This window comes from Streptomyces sp. NBC_00377, from assembly GCF_036075115.1.
In the GTDB taxonomy this organism is placed as follows: Bacteria; Actinomycetota; Actinomycetes; order Streptomycetales; family Streptomycetaceae; genus Streptomyces.
Map to the genome: position 1 here is coordinate 1,845,422 of NZ_CP107958.1, position 15,181 is coordinate 1,860,602.

The 15,181-nt window shown below is 73.3% G+C and carries 16 protein-coding genes; 1 reads left to right on the forward strand and 15 read right to left on the reverse strand.

The features are described 5' to 3' along the window. Positions 1 to 190 precede the first annotated feature (190 nt). The 3 genes from OHS71_RS08130 to OHS71_RS08140 form a co-directional block, all read right to left on the reverse strand. Positions 191 to 1,168 carry a quinone oxidoreductase family protein gene (locus OHS71_RS08130; protein WP_328478297.1) on the reverse strand — a complete coding sequence of 326 codons (978 nt, stop codon included), beginning with the start codon at positions 1,166 to 1,168 and terminating at the stop codon, positions 191 to 193. A 318-nt stretch (positions 1,169 to 1,486) separates the two neighbouring features. After that, positions 1,487 to 2,488, reverse strand: coding sequence for a methyltransferase (locus OHS71_RS08135; RefSeq protein WP_328478299.1), 1,002 nt, complete (start codon positions 2,486 to 2,488; stop codon positions 1,487 to 1,489). A 52-nt stretch (positions 2,489 to 2,540) separates the two neighbouring features. Further along, entirely contained in the window at positions 2,541 to 4,070 is a 1,530-nt protein-coding gene (locus tag OHS71_RS08140; protein ID WP_328478301.1) for an FAD-dependent monooxygenase, read from the reverse strand. A gap of 143 nt (positions 4,071 to 4,213) precedes the next feature. Here OHS71_RS08140 and OHS71_RS08145 point away from each other — a divergent pair, with 143 nt between their 5' ends. Next, a complete protein-coding gene (locus tag OHS71_RS08145; protein ID WP_328478303.1) occupies positions 4,214 to 4,705 on the forward strand; it encodes a MarR family winged helix-turn-helix transcriptional regulator in 492 nt (163 codons plus the stop codon). A 66-nt stretch (positions 4,706 to 4,771) separates the two neighbouring features. Here OHS71_RS08145 and OHS71_RS08150 read toward each other — a convergent pair whose 3' ends face one another. From OHS71_RS08150 to OHS71_RS08205, 12 genes are all read right to left on the reverse strand, one after another. Then, entirely contained in the window at positions 4,772 to 6,403 is a 1,632-nt protein-coding gene (locus OHS71_RS08150) for an FAD-dependent oxidoreductase (RefSeq protein WP_328478305.1), read from the reverse strand. Between the two features lie 37 nt (positions 6,404 to 6,440). After that, complete coding sequence (locus tag OHS71_RS08155; protein WP_328478307.1) at positions 6,441 to 7,310, reverse strand: ester cyclase family protein; 870 nt, start codon at positions 7,308 to 7,310, stop codon at positions 6,441 to 6,443. A gap of 127 nt (positions 7,311 to 7,437) precedes the next feature. Next, positions 7,438 to 8,397, reverse strand: a complete 960-nt coding sequence (locus tag OHS71_RS08160; RefSeq protein WP_328478309.1) for a GNAT family N-acetyltransferase — start codon at positions 8,395 to 8,397, stop codon at positions 7,438 to 7,440. Between the two features lie 83 nt (positions 8,398 to 8,480). After that, on the reverse strand, positions 8,481 to 8,675 hold the full coding sequence (locus OHS71_RS08165; protein ID WP_443047159.1) for a ferredoxin: 195 nt from the start codon (positions 8,673 to 8,675) through the stop codon (positions 8,481 to 8,483). Between the two features lie 14 nt (positions 8,676 to 8,689). Beyond that, on the reverse strand, positions 8,690 to 9,919 hold the full coding sequence (locus tag OHS71_RS08170) for a cytochrome P450 (RefSeq protein ID WP_328478313.1): 1,230 nt from the start codon (positions 9,917 to 9,919) through the stop codon (positions 8,690 to 8,692). A gap of 108 nt (positions 9,920 to 10,027) precedes the next feature. Then, on the reverse strand, positions 10,028 to 10,801 hold the full coding sequence (locus tag OHS71_RS08175; RefSeq protein ID WP_328478315.1) for an SDR family NAD(P)-dependent oxidoreductase: 774 nt from the start codon (positions 10,799 to 10,801) through the stop codon (positions 10,028 to 10,030). Further along, positions 10,798 to 12,237, reverse strand: a complete 1,440-nt coding sequence (locus OHS71_RS08180) for an FAD-binding oxidoreductase (protein WP_328478317.1) — start codon at positions 12,235 to 12,237, stop codon at positions 10,798 to 10,800. Before OHS71_RS08180 ends, OHS71_RS08175 begins: the two co-directional genes overlap by 4 nt. Next, entirely contained in the window at positions 12,237 to 12,605 is a 369-nt protein-coding gene (locus OHS71_RS08185; RefSeq protein WP_328478319.1) for a hypothetical protein, read from the reverse strand. The genes OHS71_RS08180 and OHS71_RS08185 overlap by 1 nt, the downstream gene beginning before the upstream one ends. A gap of 32 nt (positions 12,606 to 12,637) precedes the next feature. Next, complete coding sequence (locus OHS71_RS08190; RefSeq protein WP_328478322.1) at positions 12,638 to 12,868, reverse strand: hypothetical protein; 231 nt, start codon at positions 12,866 to 12,868, stop codon at positions 12,638 to 12,640. Then, on the reverse strand, positions 12,868 to 13,092 hold the full coding sequence (locus OHS71_RS08195; protein WP_328478324.1) for a hypothetical protein: 225 nt from the start codon (positions 13,090 to 13,092) through the stop codon (positions 12,868 to 12,870). The genes OHS71_RS08190 and OHS71_RS08195 overlap by 1 nt, the downstream gene beginning before the upstream one ends. Positions 13,093 to 13,193: 101 nt before the next feature. Continuing rightward, on the reverse strand, positions 13,194 to 13,748 hold the full coding sequence (locus OHS71_RS08200) for a class I SAM-dependent methyltransferase (protein ID WP_328478326.1): 555 nt from the start codon (positions 13,746 to 13,748) through the stop codon (positions 13,194 to 13,196). 909 nt (positions 13,749 to 14,657) lie between these two features. Next, entirely contained in the window at positions 14,658 to 15,167 is a 510-nt protein-coding gene (locus OHS71_RS08205; protein ID WP_328478328.1) for an O-acetyl-ADP-ribose deacetylase, read from the reverse strand. Positions 15,168 to 15,181: the final 14 nt, after the last annotated feature.

A 15,181-nucleotide genomic window follows, 5' to 3' on the forward strand; every position in this document is an offset into this window, starting at 1 on the left:
TTCGGCCCATGGCGACTTCCGATTTCCACAGGGACGCGGCCCGATGGGTCATCGGTGAAAGACAGCCCCAAAGGTCGCCCCCGGGGAGCGCCCTTGGGGGGCGCTCCCCGGGGGCGACCGACGGAGTGCACCCCTCGGAAGACCGGCATCCGAGGGGTGCACTCCGAAGGCTGTCCTGCGAGGGGTGTCCTCAGGGGACGAGGACCACCCGGCCGAGTTGGGCGCGCGCTTCCATCAGCCCATGGGCGGCGGCCGCCTCTTCCAGCGGCAGCTCGGCGTGCACGACGGGGCGAACCGCGCCGGAGGCCACCATGTCCAGCAGTTCCCGTGCGCCCCGGGCCATGTCGTCGGGCCGGTGGCGCATCACGCCCCACATGCTGAAGCCCATGACGGCCCGGTTGTCGAAGATGTCGCCGACCTCGATCGCCGGGACGTCGCCGCCGGCCGTGCCGTAGACCACGGTCCGGCCGAAGGCCGCGGTGAGGTTGACGCTCTTGGTGAGGATGTCGCCGCCGACCGTCTCCAGGACGAGGTCGACGCCCTGTCCGCCGGTGGCGGCCCGCACCTTCTCCTCCCAGCCGTCCTGGCTGTAGTCGACGGTGAAGTCGGCGCCGAGGGAGGCGACGAAGTCCAGCTTGGCCTGACTGCCGACGGCCGCCAGCACCTTGCCCGCACCCAGCGCCCTGGCCATCTGCACCAGCAGATGGCCGATGCCGCCCGCCGCGGCCGTGACGAGGACCGACTCCCCCGGCTGGAGCCGGCCCGCCGTGACGATCACGTGGTAGGCGGTCTGCGCGGGGATCGGCAGCGAGGTGGCCTGTCCGGCGTCGATCCCCTCGGGGATGACGAACAGCCAGTCGGCGCGGGTGACCACGTACTCGGCGTAGCCGTCGGAGCCGACGCCGGTGACCACCCGGTCGCCGGCGCGGACCCCGGTCACGCCCTCGCCGACCGCCTCGACCGTGCCGGCCACGTCGCCGCCCGGGGAGCCGGGGAGGGTGGCGGGTCCGCCGACGGGGATGCCCTGACGGCGCTGGCACTCGGCGAAGTTGACGCCGATCGCCTCGGCCCGGATCAGGACCTCCCCGGGACCCGGCGACGGTTTCTCCGCCTCTTCGACCCTCAGCACCGACGGGGCGCCGAACTCGTGGTGACGGACAATACGCATGAACTTGCTCCTCTTGCTTGTGGGGGGCTTGCTGATGTGGGGGCTTGCCGATGTGGGGGCTTGCCGATGTGTGCGATCGGACTGATCGGGCTGGTGGAACCGCGGCCGCCCGGACCCGGACCCCGCCCCGGACCGACCGGCCCGCTTCGGACGCCGGGCCGGGCCGAACCGGACCGGCACGGCGCGCCCCGAACCAGGCCGAGGCGCCACGGTTCGTGCCGGACCGATCGGACCCGAACCGGACCCGGTCGGACAGGCGCCGGCCGCACAGGACCGGCTCCACCGGCCCGAGTCGGACCGGTACCGGACCGACCGTGGTCAGGACGGGGTGAACTCGGCCAGTGAGCGCACCGGGCCCAGGCCGACCACCCGGCGCAGTGAGAGGCCCGCCCCGGCCGCGAGTGCGGACAGGCCGGCGCTGGTGCGCATCTGTCCGCCGAGGTAGACGAGCATCCGCAGGTCCAGGTCGGTCTGGTCGGTCTGTACGTCGAGCAGTCCTTCCACGACCATGACCCGCCCGCCCTCGGCGACGGCCTCGGCGCAGCGGCGCAGGATGGCGGTCGCCTGCTCGTCCGGCCAGTTCAGCAGGACGTTGGCCAGCAGGTACACGTCGGCGCCGGCCGGCAGCGGGTCGAAGAAGCTGCCCACGACCGCCTGGCAGCGGTCCTCCAGGCCCGCCGCGGCGAACTCGGGTCCGGCCGCGGCGGCGGGCCGTTCGAGGTCGACGAGGGTGCCCCGGGCGCCTGGTACGGCGGCGACGACAGCCGCGAGCAGCGCTCCGCTGCCGCCGCCGACGTCGACGACATGCCGTACGCCCTGCCACTCCCCCTGTGCCAGCAGCGCGGGGAGCACCCAGCGCATGCTGGCCGCCATCCTCGCGGCGAAGGCCTCTGCGAGCGCCGGCTCGGCCTCGACGTCCTCCCAGAAGTCCCGGCCGTGCAGGGAGGCATAGACGGGGCGGCCGGCGCGGACGGCGTCGAGCAGGCGCAGGAAGGCGAGTTCGCCCCGGCCGGTCGGCCCGTCCAGGCCGAGCCAGTCGCGGCCCGAGCCCTCGACGTCGCCGCGCAGCATGGCGCCGAGCGGGGTCGGTTCGTAGCCGCCCCCGGGCAGCGGCCGGTAGAGGCCCGCCGTCACCAGGTGGTCGAGGAGGCGGCGCAGCGCCGAGGGGTCCGCGTCCGTCGCCTCCGCCAGCGCCTCGGCGGTGACCGTGCCGGCCGCCATGTGGTCGGACAGCCGCAGGGTGGCGGCCACCCGGATGGCCATCGGAGTGATCAGGTCGCTCTTGGCCAGTAGTTCCCTGGACCAGGGTGGTGCACTCACAGGTCTCCTCGAAGCGGTGGCGGTCGGGCGGAGCCGATCGTCGGGCGGCCGGTCAGACGGTGCCGAACCACGTGGCGAGCGCGGTGGCCAGCGAGTCGCGGACCTCCGCTTCGGACGCGTCCCGGTCCACGGCCCAGGCGACGTAGCCGTCGGGGCGGACCAGCACGCCGGCCAGTTCGGACTCGGCGGCGCACTGCGCGCGCACGTGGCGCACCCGTCCGGCCCAGGAGACGTCCGCTCCCCACTTCTCGTAGGCCTGGGCGATCTCCGGGCGGCCGGCCAGGTCCAGCAGCACGCCGGTGCCACGCTTCAGGTAGCGGGCAAGGGTCTTCTCGCCCTCGTCCGTGGTGAGTTCGAAGTCGCGGGCGAAGTCGCCCAGCATCCGGTGCGCGGGGCCGTCGAGGTCGTAGCGGACAGTGACGCCGCTCAGCATCTCGGCGAGGTACAGGTTCACCTGGTCCCTGCGCATCAGGTCGGTGAACAGGTCGCGCAGCGGGGTGACGTACGGGTCCGGGTTCATCAGCGCGATCTGGGCGCGGGTGTTGGCCAGGACCTTGCGGGCCGGGGCCTGGCGTTCCTTGTCGTAGGTGTCGAGCAGCCCGTCGGGCGCCCAGCCGTGGACGGCGGCGGCGAGTTTCCAGCCGAGGTTGAAGGCGTCCTGGAGACCGAGGTTGACGCCCTGGCCGCCTACCGGGAAGTGGGTGTGGGCGGCGTCGCCCGCGATGAGGACACGGCCCTCGCGGTAGCGGTCGGCCTGGCAGGCGGAGTCGGTGAAGACGGACAGCCAGCGCGGGTCGTGGGCGCCGAGGTCGCTGCCCCAGATCTCGCGCAGGCTGGTGAGGAACTCGTCCATGGTGAGTTCGGCGCCCGGCTCGCGTTCGGCGGCGAAGTCGAAGGTGGACACGCGGTGGTAGGTGTCGTCCAGCGGCACGCAGAAGAGCAGGCCGCGCTCGGTGCGCTCCATGCCCATCGGCGCGTTCTCCCGGTCGGCGAGTATCACGTCGGCGAGGCGGGCGGTGACCCGGCCGCCGGTGCCGGGGAAGTCGATGCCGGCCTGCCGGCGGACCAGGCTGCGTCCACCGTCGCAGCCCACTACGTAGCGGGCGCGCAGGGTGTAGGGCCCGTCCGGGCCGGTGACGTCGGCCTCGACGCCGTCGGCCTGCTGGCGGATCGCGGTGACCTCGTGGCCCCGCCGGATCTCGGTGCCCACCTCGACGGCACGCTCCTCCAGCAGGCGTTCGGTGCGGGTCTGCTCGGAGAGCAGGGCGTAGGCGTGGCTGCTGTCCAGGGCGGAGAAGTCGACCCACTCGTCGAGCCCCGCGAAGTGGCCGTTGTTCCAGGAGCGGGCGCCGTCGCGGAAGCGGTCGACCAGGCCGCGCCGGTCGAGGGACTCCAGGGAGCGGGCGTGCAGCCCGAACGCCTTGGAGTGCGGGGTGGGTTCGGACAGGCGCTCGAGCACCACCGCGCGGACGCGGGAGATGCGCAGCTCCGCGGCGAGCAGCATGCCGACGGGGCCACCGCCGACGACGAGCACGTCGATGTCGTCGGGTCCGGTCGGCCCGGTGGTCTGCTGGGGTGTCATGGCGAGTTTCCTCCGCGTCTTCGTCCTTCCGTCGAGCGAAGGACAATTATGTGTTCACTGACAGATATGTGCTTGACCACATGCAGTGGATTGACAGCATACAGATGCTCGTTTGCCGGAATCAACTCGCTTAAGATGGGCTCATGGAGACTTCGACCCAGAGCCAGCCGCGAGCAGCCGAACTGCTCGATGCCGTCGGCCCCGCCTTCTCGCGACTGCGGCGCACGCAGGCGCTGAGCGTCGAGAAACAGGTGTCCCGCAAGGACATGACCCGCACTCTGGTGCTCAACCTCGTGAAGGACGGGCCCGAGCACGAGGGGCAGGAGATCACCGTCGGCGTGGTCGGCGAGCGGCTGGCCGTGGACCCGTCCGTGGCGAGCCGCATGGTCTCCGACTGCATCGGCGCCGGCTACCTCGTGCGCGCCGCCTCGCAGCGCGACGGACGCCGGACGATCCTCCAGCTCACCCCGGAGGGCGAGGAGATGCTGGTCCGCTTCCGCAGCCACCAGCGCTCGGCGTTCGAACGCATCACCCAGGGCTGGCCCGAGGAGGACCGGCTGGAGTTCGCCCGGCTGCTCATCAAGTACGTCGACTCCATCGGCGAGTTGCAGCACGAGGCCGCCGACCCGGCCTGACCGGCGGCGCCTCGCCCGGCGGGCCGGGGCCCGCGGCAGGTCCGCCGCGGGCCCCGGCCCGTCGTCTCATCCCCGGGCGAGCAGCGCCCGCATCACCGCTGTCAGGGCGGCCCGCTCCCGACCGGCCGGCTCCGCCCCGCGCGAGCGCCAGGCGACCACTCCGTCGGGCCGCACCAGCACCGCCCCCTCGGGGGCCAGACCGCCGTAGAGCTCGGCCCAGCGGCCTTCCGGGTCGGCCAGGGTGCCCGCCCCGCCGCCCGTGCCCGGCACCACCCGGCGCGCGGTGATCTTCACGCCCAGCTCGGCGGCGGCGCCGGCGGTGGCCGACATCCACTCCCCGCCCCGCTCCCCGGCCAGCAGGACGAAGCCGCCGCCGAACAGGTCGAGGGTGGAGAGCGGGCCGCCGTCCCGCGACAGCACCGCGTACGGTGCTCGGGTGCCCGGTCCGCCGCGCAGCGAGCGCGGATCCGCCGGGGCCGGCAGCGCCTCCTCGCCCGGCTCCGGGACCACCGCGGCCGACCGGTAGGCCTGGCCCATGGTCACGGTCAGCGCGTCCGCCACCGCGGCCCGCTGCTCGGCGGTGGCGTCGCCGGAGCGCACCGCGAGCTGGAGAGAGCCCTGCTCGGCCGTGAACGCCGCGACCGGACGGCGCTCGGCGTCGTAGGTGTCGAGCAGCTCCTCCCCCGCGACGCCGTCGGCCACCAGCGCCAGCTTCCAGGCGAGGTTGTGGGCGTCGGCGATACCGGTGTTCGCGCCGTAGCCGCCGGTCGGCGGGATCACATGGGCCGCGTCGCCGGCCAGCAGCACCCGCCCGTGGACGAATCCCTCGGCGACCTGTTCCGCCATGTCCCAGGGGAAGCGGGAGCGGATCGTCACGCCCGCCTCGGGGGAGCCGACGGCCGCGGTCACCAGCTCGGTGCAACGGGCGTCGGTGAAGTCGTCGAGGCTCTCGCCGTCCTCGGGGCGGTATCCGACGATGAGGGTGCCGCCGGTCAGGGTGTCGTCGTGCACGAGAATGCCGGTGACCTCGGGGTTCTGCACATGCACCACGCTGTAGCGGCGGGCCCCGAGCACCGGGCGCAGATCCGCGGCGAAGGCGATGCTCACGTGGTGCGACAGCACTCCGCGCCCGTGGCGGGGCACCTTGAGCGCCTCCCGGACGGTGCTGCGCGGCCCGTCGCAGGCCACCAGGTGGCCGCAGCGGAAGGTGCTGGTGCCCTCGTCGTCACCGAGGACCGCGGTGACCCCCTCCGGGTCCTCCGCGAAGGACAGCAGTTCGGTGCCGAAGCGCAGATCGGCGCCCAGCTGTTCGGCCCGCTCGCGCAGCAGCGGCTCCAGCCGGTCCTGCGGCAGCAGCAGCAACCGGGAGGGGGTGAGGTCGCCCAGTTCGTCGTCGCCCGCCAGCTCCTCCTTGCTGAACAGCACCTCGCCCGCGAGCGAGGTGACCCCGGCCCGCGTGCGGTGCGTCTCGAAGCCCGCGGCCTCCTTGAGGGCGGCGTCCTCGACGCCCGCCTGGCGCAGCAGTTCGGCGGTGCGGGGGTAGTAGCCGACGGCCCTCGGGTGGACGGACGTGCCCGGATGGCGTTCCACCAGGGTGCAGCGCACCCCGTGGTGGGCGAGGAACAAGGCGGTGGACAGACCGACCAGACTGCCGCCGACGATCAGTACGGGTGCGTCAGTGGAACGCGTCGCGGACATCGTGGAACCCCTCTCTCGTGGAATGGACGGCCGGCGTTCACGGGGTCGGCAGTCCGGCCCGGCGCAGCGCCAGGTAGTCGACGACCTCCCAGTGCTCGGCCACCTTGCCGTCCTCGATCCGGAACTGGTCGCAGGTGCGCATCCGCAGCGGCCGGTCGGAGGGGCCGCCGCCGCTCCACGCCCCGGTGAGGGTGCCGGTCCACGTCACGAAGACCATCACCCGGTCACCCGCGGCGACGATGTGGTCGACGGTGGTCACCAGGTCCGGGAAGGCCGCGATGTTGTCCGCGAAGAACGCCTTGAAGGCCTCGAGCCCGTCCGGCACCGCGGCGGTGCGCATGTTGTGGTGGCGGTAGTCGTGGTGGTAGTAGGCGTCGGCGCGGTCCAGCTTGTGCTCGCTGAACACCTCGCGGTAGGCCCCGAGCACCAGGTCGGCGTTGGCCTTCTCGGTTTCGCTGTGCGGGCCGTGCAGACCGGGTGCGGACGGCTGCTCGCCGTCGCCCTCCAGCCCGTCCACGCCGTGTGCGGCGAGCACGTCCCGGTCGGTGACGTTCCAGTGTTCGGCGATCCGGCCGTCGTGGGTGCGGTACAGCTCGGCGGTGTGCAGGCGGACGTCCTCGCCGGAGCGGGTGCGTCCGGTCCAGGTCACGAACAGCATGACCCGGTCGTGGTCCGCGACCAGGTGGTCGATGTCCGCGCGCAGACCCGGGAAGTGGCCGGTCAGCGTCCTGAAGTGGCCGACGAGACGGTCCGTTCCCGGCCCGGCCGAGGGGTCGTGGTCGACGAGGTCGGGGTGCAGGAACCGGCCGGCCTCCTCGAACCGGTGCTCGCGGTACAGCACGTCGTACAGGGCGCCGACGAGTTCGGCGTTGCGTTCACGCTGCCCGGCGGGGCTGACAGTGGTCATGAGGTCCTCTCGGATGTACTCGCGTCGGGCTCGGGTGCGGTGCGGTGCGGGATCGGTCTCCGGGTGGTGCAGGGGTGAGGGGGATCGGTCTCCGGGTGGTGCAGGGGTGAGGGGGATCGGTCGGGGCTCAGACCTTGAGGGTGTACGTCGTCCAGTGGGAGTCGGCCTCGAATCCGAGCCGCCTGTTGAGCGCGACGACTGCGGTGTTGTCGACGTCGTTGAAGACCTGGACCAGCGCCAGGTGGCCGTTCTCCCGCACCGCCCGCAGCAGCAGCTCCGCCTTGACCCAGGTGCCCAGGCCCCGTCGCCGGTGCCCCGGCAGCACCAGCGTCTCGCCCGCGTCCGCCATCGGACTGTCCCGTACGAAGAGGGTGCTGTAGGCGACGATGCCGCCGTCCTCGGCGAGCGCCGCCGTGACGAGGGGCCGGTGTCCCGCCCGCGCGGCCTCCGCCTCGCGCGCCCGTACGTCGGCGACCGACGGACGGCGCACCCGGGCCTGGCCGTTGACCCGCTCGTCCAGGCCGCTCCAGGCACGGGCGTAGGACTCGACGAGGTCGTCGGGGCAGGCGCCGTCCCAGTGCGCCAGGTGGTGGCCGGGCACCGGCCGGCCCGCCGCGGCTTCGAGCAGCGCGCGGGCCGGACCGGCCGGCCGCAGCCGGTTGCGCACGGTCTCGCCCGTACGGTCCGCGCCGAGGCCGTCGGCGAAGCGTTCGGCGGCCTCGCCCTTGGGGGCGTCCACCAGCAGCGGGCCGCGCCCCAGGTCACGCAGGGCGCTGCGGCCCGCCGCGGCGAGAGCCCGGCCCGCGCCGCGGCGGCGGAAGCCGGGGAACACCCAGAGGGAGCCGTGCCCGGGGCCCGTCGGATCGCCCAGGTCGAGGCCGAGTTTGAGCACTCCCGCCGGGACGCCCGCGTCGAAGGCGGCGAGGACGATCCGCGTCGTCCCGTGGCGGCGCTGGAACAGCCGCGCGAGCAGCGCCTGTGTCACCGGCGGATCCGTGGGCAGTTCCAGGCGCATGGTCTCCCGGAAGCCCGGGAGGAGGGTGGCGATGGTCGCCGGGTCGTCACCGTCGAGGCTGCGAATCTCCATGGCCGACACCCTGTCCCGCCGTTCTCGAAGCCCCGTCGAAGACTCCTCGACCGGGCGGCGCGGGAACGACGGGACGGGCAGGGTCAGTCCTCGGAGACGGTGATGGCCTGGACCGGGCAGGCCCTGGCCGCCTCCCGGACCGGAGAGCTCCGGGCGCGCTGCGGTCCGTCGGGCAGCAGGCGGCTGACACCGTCGTCGTCCTGGGTGAACACCTCCGGTGCGGTCAGCGCGCACAGGGCGGCGCCGATGCAGCGGTCCGTGGCGATGCTGATGCTCAGCCCCGGGCCCGCGTTCACCACTCCACCGGGAGTTCGGCGACGCCCTGGAGCACGTAGGGGGCGTTGAGGGGCAACCGGTCGGAGCGGACCGGAACCCTCAGGCCGGGGATGCGCCGGAAGAGGGTGCGGAAGGCGATCTCCATCTCCGCCCTGGCGAGGTTCTGCCCGATGCACTGGTGGATTCCGTAGCCGAACGCGACGTGACGGCCGGCGGAGCGCCGGATGTCGAAGGCGTCGGGGTCGTCCCAGGCGTGCGGGTCGCGGTTCATCAGCATGGTGGACATGGCGACGCCGTCGCCGGCCCGGATGGTCTGCCCGGCGATCTCGATGTCCTCTGCCGCCACCCGCATCAGCACGTCACCGATCGAGGTGAACCGCATCAACTCCTCGACGGCGCCCGGCAGCAGCGCCTCGTCCGCCCGCAACAGCTCCAGCTGCTCGGGGTGTTCGAGCAGGGTCACGGTGCCCAGCGCGATCATGTTGGCGGTGGTCTCGTGGCCCGACACCAGCAACAGCGAGCAGATCATGGCGAGTTCGTGGTGGTCGACCGAGCCGTCCTCGAGCTGGTGGGCGATCAGCTCGTCGATCAGGCCGTCGCCCGGCTGCTTCTCCTTCTGGCGGATCAGGTCGTGCAGGTAGCCGAGGATCTCGGTGAAGGCCGTGCGGGCCAGCTCGGCCTCGCCCTCCCCGGAGGAGGACAGGACGTGCCGGGAACGCTCGTCGAAGTAGCCGCGGTCCTCGAACGGCACACCGAGCAGCGCGCAGATCGCCGCCGAGGGCAGCGGCAGCGCGTAGTGGGCCAGCAGTTCGGCGGGGCTGCCCCGGTCGAGCATCTCGTCGACGAGCCCCTCCGCGATGCGCTCGATCTCGGGACGCAGTGCCGCCACCCGGCGGATACCGAAGCCGGGGATCACCATGCGCCGCTGCCGGCCGTGCTCGGGATCGTCCACGCCCACCAGCGGCGGCGCGGCCCGCTGCTGTGTCTGGGCGGCGATCCGGGGCGCCAGGAAGGGGTAGTTGGGGTGCAGGACGTCGGAGGAGAGCCGCGGGTCGGGGAAAAGGGCCCGGCCCACCTCGTTCCCGGTGACCAGCCACACCTGGCGTCCGTCGTACAGGGTGACCTTCGTGAGCGGGCCGCGCTCGCGCAACTCCTCATAGCCCACCGGCATCTGGTACGGGCAGCGCCTGGTCATCGGATAGGCCGGCGCCTGGCTCCCGGCGGGTGGACTGGTGGTCTCCGTCATGTCGTGCCTCCTGAGTCGTATCCCGACGCACGCCATTGAGCCCCGCCGTTCTCGAGAGGGGTTGGAAGATCCCTCGAGAACGGCGGGGCTCGTCGGGCGGCGAACGGGTCATGCCCCGCCCGTGACCCGGAGGGTCTCGCCGTTGCTGTTGCCGTTGGCCGCGGAACCGAGGAAGACCACCGCGTTGGCGACGTCCTGCGGCTCGGACATCCGGCCGGACGGCAGGCTTTTGCCCTTCTCCTCCAGGAAGGCGGCGGGCACGTTCGCCCGTACCGTCTCGGTGGCGGTCTGCCCCGGCACCACCATGTTGACCAGGATGCCCTCGGGGCCCAGCTCCCAGGCGAGGCTGCGCATCAGGCCGAACAGCGCCGACTTGCCCGCGCCGTAGGCGCCCGCGCCCGGCTTGCCCGCGTCCGCGAGACCCGCGCCGATCAGCACGATCCGGCCCCAGTCGCGCCCGCGCATCTCCGGCAGGACCGCCTGCACGGTGTGGAAGACCGCCTCGACGGACGTGTGCAGCACCTCCTGCCACTGCTTCGCCGGTACGTCCTCGAAGCGCGGGACGGGCCTGCCGGGCCGCGGGATCGCCTCGCTCCACACCACGGCGTTGGCCACCAGGACGTCGAGGCCGCCCCACTCCTCGGCGACCCGGCCGACGGCGTCCCGCACGGACTGCTCGTCGGCGAGGTCGTAGCGCACCACGAGGGGCGTGCCGCCCGCCTCTGTCACCAGCCTGGCGGTCTCCTCGGCGCCCGCCTCGTTGGTGTGGTAGGTGATCGCGACCCGGGCCCCTTCGGCGCCGTAGGTCACCGCCGTGGCCCGGCCGATCCCCGAGGAGGCCCCGGTGACGAGCACCACCTTGTCGTGCAGATCCGTCCTCATGAAGCCGCCTTGGTCGTCAGGGGCCGGCCGCCGATGCTCTGCGCGTGCCGGAAGAAGTCGTCCGGGTCGTACGCCCGCTTCACCTCGCGCAGACGCGCCCGGTTCTCGCCGAAGAAGTCCTTCTCCCAGTCCTGACCCACCCGCGAACTGGGGAAGTTGACGTACGAGCCGCAGGCCAGCGGCTCGAGGGCCGCGGCCGCCCGGTCGGCCCAGGCGGTGAGGCGGCCCGGTGCGCCCGGGTCGGCCGCCAGGTCACGACAGGCCATCTGATAGCCGATCAGGAACTGGGCGTCCCGGTGCGCGTACGCCGTGGCCGTCGGGGACACCCGGTTGGCCGCGCCGCCCACCGCGATGCACAGCAGGTACCGCTCCCGGCCCTCCTGGTCCAGCGCCGGGTCCCAGGCGTCCAGCAGGGCCGCCGACTCCGCCCGGGTGGCGGCGCGTCCGGTCAGCCGGTAGCTCTGCCGGGTGTAGGGGTGGCGGTGGCCCTCGGCCTCCTCGCCCGTGCCGGTCCGGTGGCACTGTGCCACGGTCAGCGACCCGCACAGCGCCTCGTGCATGACGTCGGCGTACGGGCCCGGGGCCCCGACGGTCCGGCTCAGCGGCTTGGCCGCGGCCCGCTCGGTGAGGGCGTCGAGCTCCGCCTCCGCCTGCGCGGGCGCGCCCAGGTGGACGCCCCACACCCGGACCACCGGACGGCCGCCCGGGCCGAACATGCCGGGCAGCACGACCAGGGAGGTTCCCAGCTCCTCCGGCCCGCTGACGCACCACTCCTGCCAGGCGGTCAGGACGTCGACCGCGTCCTCGTACGCCCACAGCGTCTCGAAGGCGGTCAGGGTCGGGGCGTCGACCGGCAGCACCTCGAACTCCGTGACCACTCCGAAGCTGCCGCCGCCGCCGCCGCGCAGCGCCCAGTACAGGTCGGGCTCCTCGGCCGCGGAGCAGCGCACGACGCGGCCGTCGGCCAGGACGACGCGGGCCGCGGCGATCCGGTCGCTGCCGGTGCCGAACCTCCGGGTCTGCCAGCCGATGCCGCCGCCGGTCAGGAACCCGCCCACGCTCACGGTGGGGAAGGTGCCGGTGACGATCTGGCGGCGCTGCGGCTTCAGGGAGGCCAGCGCGTCTAGGGACTGGACGCCGGCCCCGAGCCGTACGTGCGGTCCGTCGGCCACGGCGTGGTTCATCCGGGACAGGTCGACGACGAGCCCTTCGCCGGTCGACCAGCCGTTCATGCTGTGGCCGTTGCCCCGGATGTGCACCCGCAGTCCCTGCTCCCGCGCATGGCGGAGACAGGCGACGACGTCGTCCTCGCCGGCGCAGTAGGCGACCGCGTGCGGCCGGACCGTGTCGTACTCGGTGTTCTGGAGCTGTCGGGCCAGGGCGAAGCCGGGGTCGGACGGCTCGACCAGTTCGCCCCGCAGGCGATCGCGCAGCATCAGTCGTCGACGCCGAACTTGTCGGCGGTCACCTTGGAACCGGCGTGGCCGCGCAGTTCGGCGCCCTGCGGGTCGTAGAACTTGGCGCCGCCCGAGCCCTGCCAGCGGGTGTCGGAGACGAACTCGCCCTCCACCCGGACATGGGCCTCGCCCACATGGTTGCCCTCGGGGTCCGCCGCGAGGATGTGGAACCCGTACTCGAAGGTGCCCGGGCCGGTGGATTTCCAGGTGCCCAGTCCGATGTTCTTGGTGTTCAGCTGGGTCGAGACGACCCCGCCGTCGGCCGAGAAGGAGACCAGCCCGGGGACGGCCTTGCCGTCGTCGTCCAGCTGGGTGGTCCAGGTGCCGACCAGTCGTTCATCGCTCATCGCAGCTCTCCTCGGAAAGGTCGCAGGGGGTGTCAGCGCCAGGCTTCCGGTTCGCTCTGGAACCGTGCTCGAGACGTCCTGGAGGGAGGACGGTCGCCGGAGGGGCCCGGCCCGTCGGGCGGGTCGGCGGGCGGCCAGGGGGCGGGGCCGAGTTCGGGATGCCAGAAGGTGGCGACGTGCATGCTTCCGTAGGCGATCAGCGAGCGCAGTACCGGACGCAGGCAGTAACGGACCAGTGCCTGTCGCACGGTTCCCGGCGCCATCAGCGGTTCTCCGCGTCGCTGCGGGCGCCGGCGCGGCCGGCGGGCCCGTGACCGGGTCCGCCGTACGGGGCCGGGCGGTGGTGGATCAGCCGGAGCAGGTCGAGGGCGCTGGTGATCGCGGCCGGGTCCCTGCCCGGCGGCACGTCGGACGGGGTGTCACCGGCCGGGTCGCCGGCCTGGCCGCCCGACGGGACGGCGGTCGGGACGGCGGTCGGGACGGTCATCGGAGGGGGGCGCCCCTCGGCGAGGGACTGGGGGACGGCAGGGCTTGACACATCGCTCCTCTCGGTCGCACAGGGTGCGGTGGCGGGCGACACGACGGTGGTCAGGAGGCGCGGACGGCCATCTCCAGGCCGGCGCCGAACGGCAGGGGCAGCGAGACGTAGCCGCTGCCGGGCAGCCGGAGGTGCGCCAGGAACTCCGCGCACCGCGTGGCGAAACGGCGTACTCCGTACGCCAGGACCACCGCTCCCGGCAGCATGCGGGGTTCCAGCAGTCTGAGCAGCGGCAGATGCGACTCCGGCACACCGCCGAGCAGCAGCAGATCGACCGGCCCGGGCACGGAAGGCAGCACCCGCTCGGGGCTGCCGGACCGCACCTGCCCGTACCCGGTCAGGCCCGCCCGCTCGATTGCCGCTGCCGCCCTCTGCGACCGCGCGGTGTCCGCGTCGCAGCACATGACCCGGCCCCGCCCGTTCTCGTTCAGCGCCGCCGCGAGCTGGACGGCGAGGGATTCGTGCGGGCATCCCGCCTGGAGCACGTTGAGCGGGCCGACGGCCAGCACCAACTGGCGCAGCAGGGTGCCCAGGGCGGCTTCCTCGTCCTCCTGCGCCGGGTCGGCGCCGAGGGGGCGGTGAACGGACAACGCGGAGTTGGGCATGCGGAACTCCCTCTCAGGGATTTCGAGAGACCGGCGACGGTTTCTCCCGGCCCGCTGTATCTCCGGTCGAGCGTTGCAGACCCGGGCACCACGGGCCACGGCCGTGGACGCCCGTGCGAGCGAGAATCCAGCCCGCCTCCAAACGACCCCGCGCCACCGCGCCACGCAGCGCCTCGGCACCGGAGCAGCCCGAGCACCGGATACGGCCCGGACTCCGCGACCAGCCCGAGCACGGGGGCACCGGGTGACCCCGGCGCCATGAGCGGCCCGAGCGGCGCGAGCGACCGGGAGCGGCCCGCGCGACCCGAGCGCGATGACGGACCCGAGCGCCTGAACAGCCGAACACGGTGCGGCGCTAGCACCGTGCGCGGCGAGCGACCCGAGCACAGTGAAACAGCCCCAGCACCGTTCAGCCCGCGCACCGTTCAGCCCGAGCGGCGCGAGCGCTGTGAGCGGCCCGCACGGCCCGAGCGCGATGACGGACCCGAGCGCCTGAACAGCCGAACACGGTGCGGCGCTAGCACCGTGCGCGGCGAGCGACCCGAGCACAGTGAAACAGCCCCAGCACCGTTCAGCCCGCGCACCGTTCAGCCCGAGCGGCGCGAGCGCTGTGAGCGGCCCGCACGGCCCGAGCGCGATGACGGACCCGAGCGCCTGAACAGCCGAACACGGTGCGGCGCTAGCACCGTGCGCGGCGAGCGACCCGAGCACAGTGAAACAGCCCCAGCACCGTTCAGCCCGAAGCAACGTTCAGCCCGCGCACCGTTCAGCCCGAGCGGCGCGAGCGCTGTGAGCGGCCCGCACCACCCGAGCGCGACGAGGAACCCGAGCGCTGAACAGCCGAGCACCGTGCACCTCGAGCGCCGGTGCACCCCGGGCCGGCGGCCGGCGGAGTCGTGCCGGGGCGCTTCAGTGCGGCTGGGCGGCGAACGCGTCGTACGCCCGCTCGTCGAAGAGGACGAACGTGATCTTCTCGACGGCCGTCTGCGTCACCCGTACCGTCTCCACGGCGATGCGGGCGGCGTCGTCCATCGGCCAGCCGTAGATGCCCGCGGAGACGGCCGGGAAGGCGACGGTCCGGGCGCCGAGTTCGTCCGCGACCCGCAGCGACTCGCGATAGCAGGAGGCCAGCAGCTCGGAGCGGTCCTCGGTGGCGCTGTACACCGGGCCCACGGTGTGGATCACCCAGCGCGCGTCCAGCTCACCGGCGGTCGTGGCGACCGCCCGGCCGGTGGCGAGGCCCTTGCCGTAGTGGGAGGCGCGCAGGCGGCGGCAGTCGGCGAGGATCTCGGGGCCGCCCCGGCGGTGGATGGCGCCGTCGACGCCACCGCCGCCGAGCAGGGAGGAGTTGGCCGCGTTGACGATGGCGTCCACGGACTGGCGGGTGATGTCGCCCCGGACGAAGGTGATCGTGGTCATGGCTGTGTGTATAC

Coding starts and splice junctions, on each gene's coding strand:
- OHS71_RS08130 (WP_328478297.1), bottom strand. CDS start 1,168: ATGCGTATTGTCCGTCACCACGAGTTCGGCGCCCCGTCGGTGCTGAGG.
- OHS71_RS08140 (WP_328478301.1), bottom strand. CDS start 4,070: ATGACACCCCAGCAGACCACCGGGCCGACCGGACCCGACGACATCGAC.
- OHS71_RS08145 (WP_328478303.1), top strand. CDS start 4,214: ATGGAGACTTCGACCCAGAGCCAGCCGCGAGCAGCCGAACTGCTCGAT.
- OHS71_RS08150 (WP_328478305.1), bottom strand. CDS start 6,403: ATGTCCGCGACGCGTTCCACTGACGCACCCGTACTGATCGTCGGCGGC.
- OHS71_RS08155 (WP_328478307.1), bottom strand. CDS start 7,310: ATGACCACTGTCAGCCCCGCCGGGCAGCGTGAACGCAACGCCGAACTC.
- OHS71_RS08160 (WP_328478309.1), bottom strand. CDS start 8,397: ATGGAGATTCGCAGCCTCGACGGTGACGACCCGGCGACCATCGCCACC.
- OHS71_RS08170 (WP_328478313.1), bottom strand. CDS start 9,919: ATGACGGAGACCACCAGTCCACCCGCCGGGAGCCAGGCGCCGGCCTAT.
- OHS71_RS08175 (WP_328478315.1), bottom strand. CDS start 10,801: ATGAGGACGGATCTGCACGACAAGGTGGTGCTCGTCACCGGGGCCTCC.
- OHS71_RS08180 (WP_328478317.1), bottom strand. CDS start 12,237: ATGCTGCGCGATCGCCTGCGGGGCGAACTGGTCGAGCCGTCCGACCCC.
- OHS71_RS08185 (WP_328478319.1), bottom strand. CDS start 12,605: ATGAGCGATGAACGACTGGTCGGCACCTGGACCACCCAGCTGGACGAC.
- OHS71_RS08190 (WP_328478322.1), bottom strand. CDS start 12,868: ATGGCGCCGGGAACCGTGCGACAGGCACTGGTCCGTTACTGCCTGCGT.
- OHS71_RS08195 (WP_328478324.1), bottom strand. CDS start 13,092: ATGACCGTCCCGACCGCCGTCCCGACCGCCGTCCCGTCGGGCGGCCAG.
- OHS71_RS08200 (WP_328478326.1), bottom strand. CDS start 13,748: ATGCCCAACTCCGCGTTGTCCGTTCACCGCCCCCTCGGCGCCGACCCG.
- OHS71_RS08205 (WP_328478328.1), bottom strand. CDS start 15,167: ATGACCACGATCACCTTCGTCCGGGGCGACATCACCCGCCAGTCCGTG.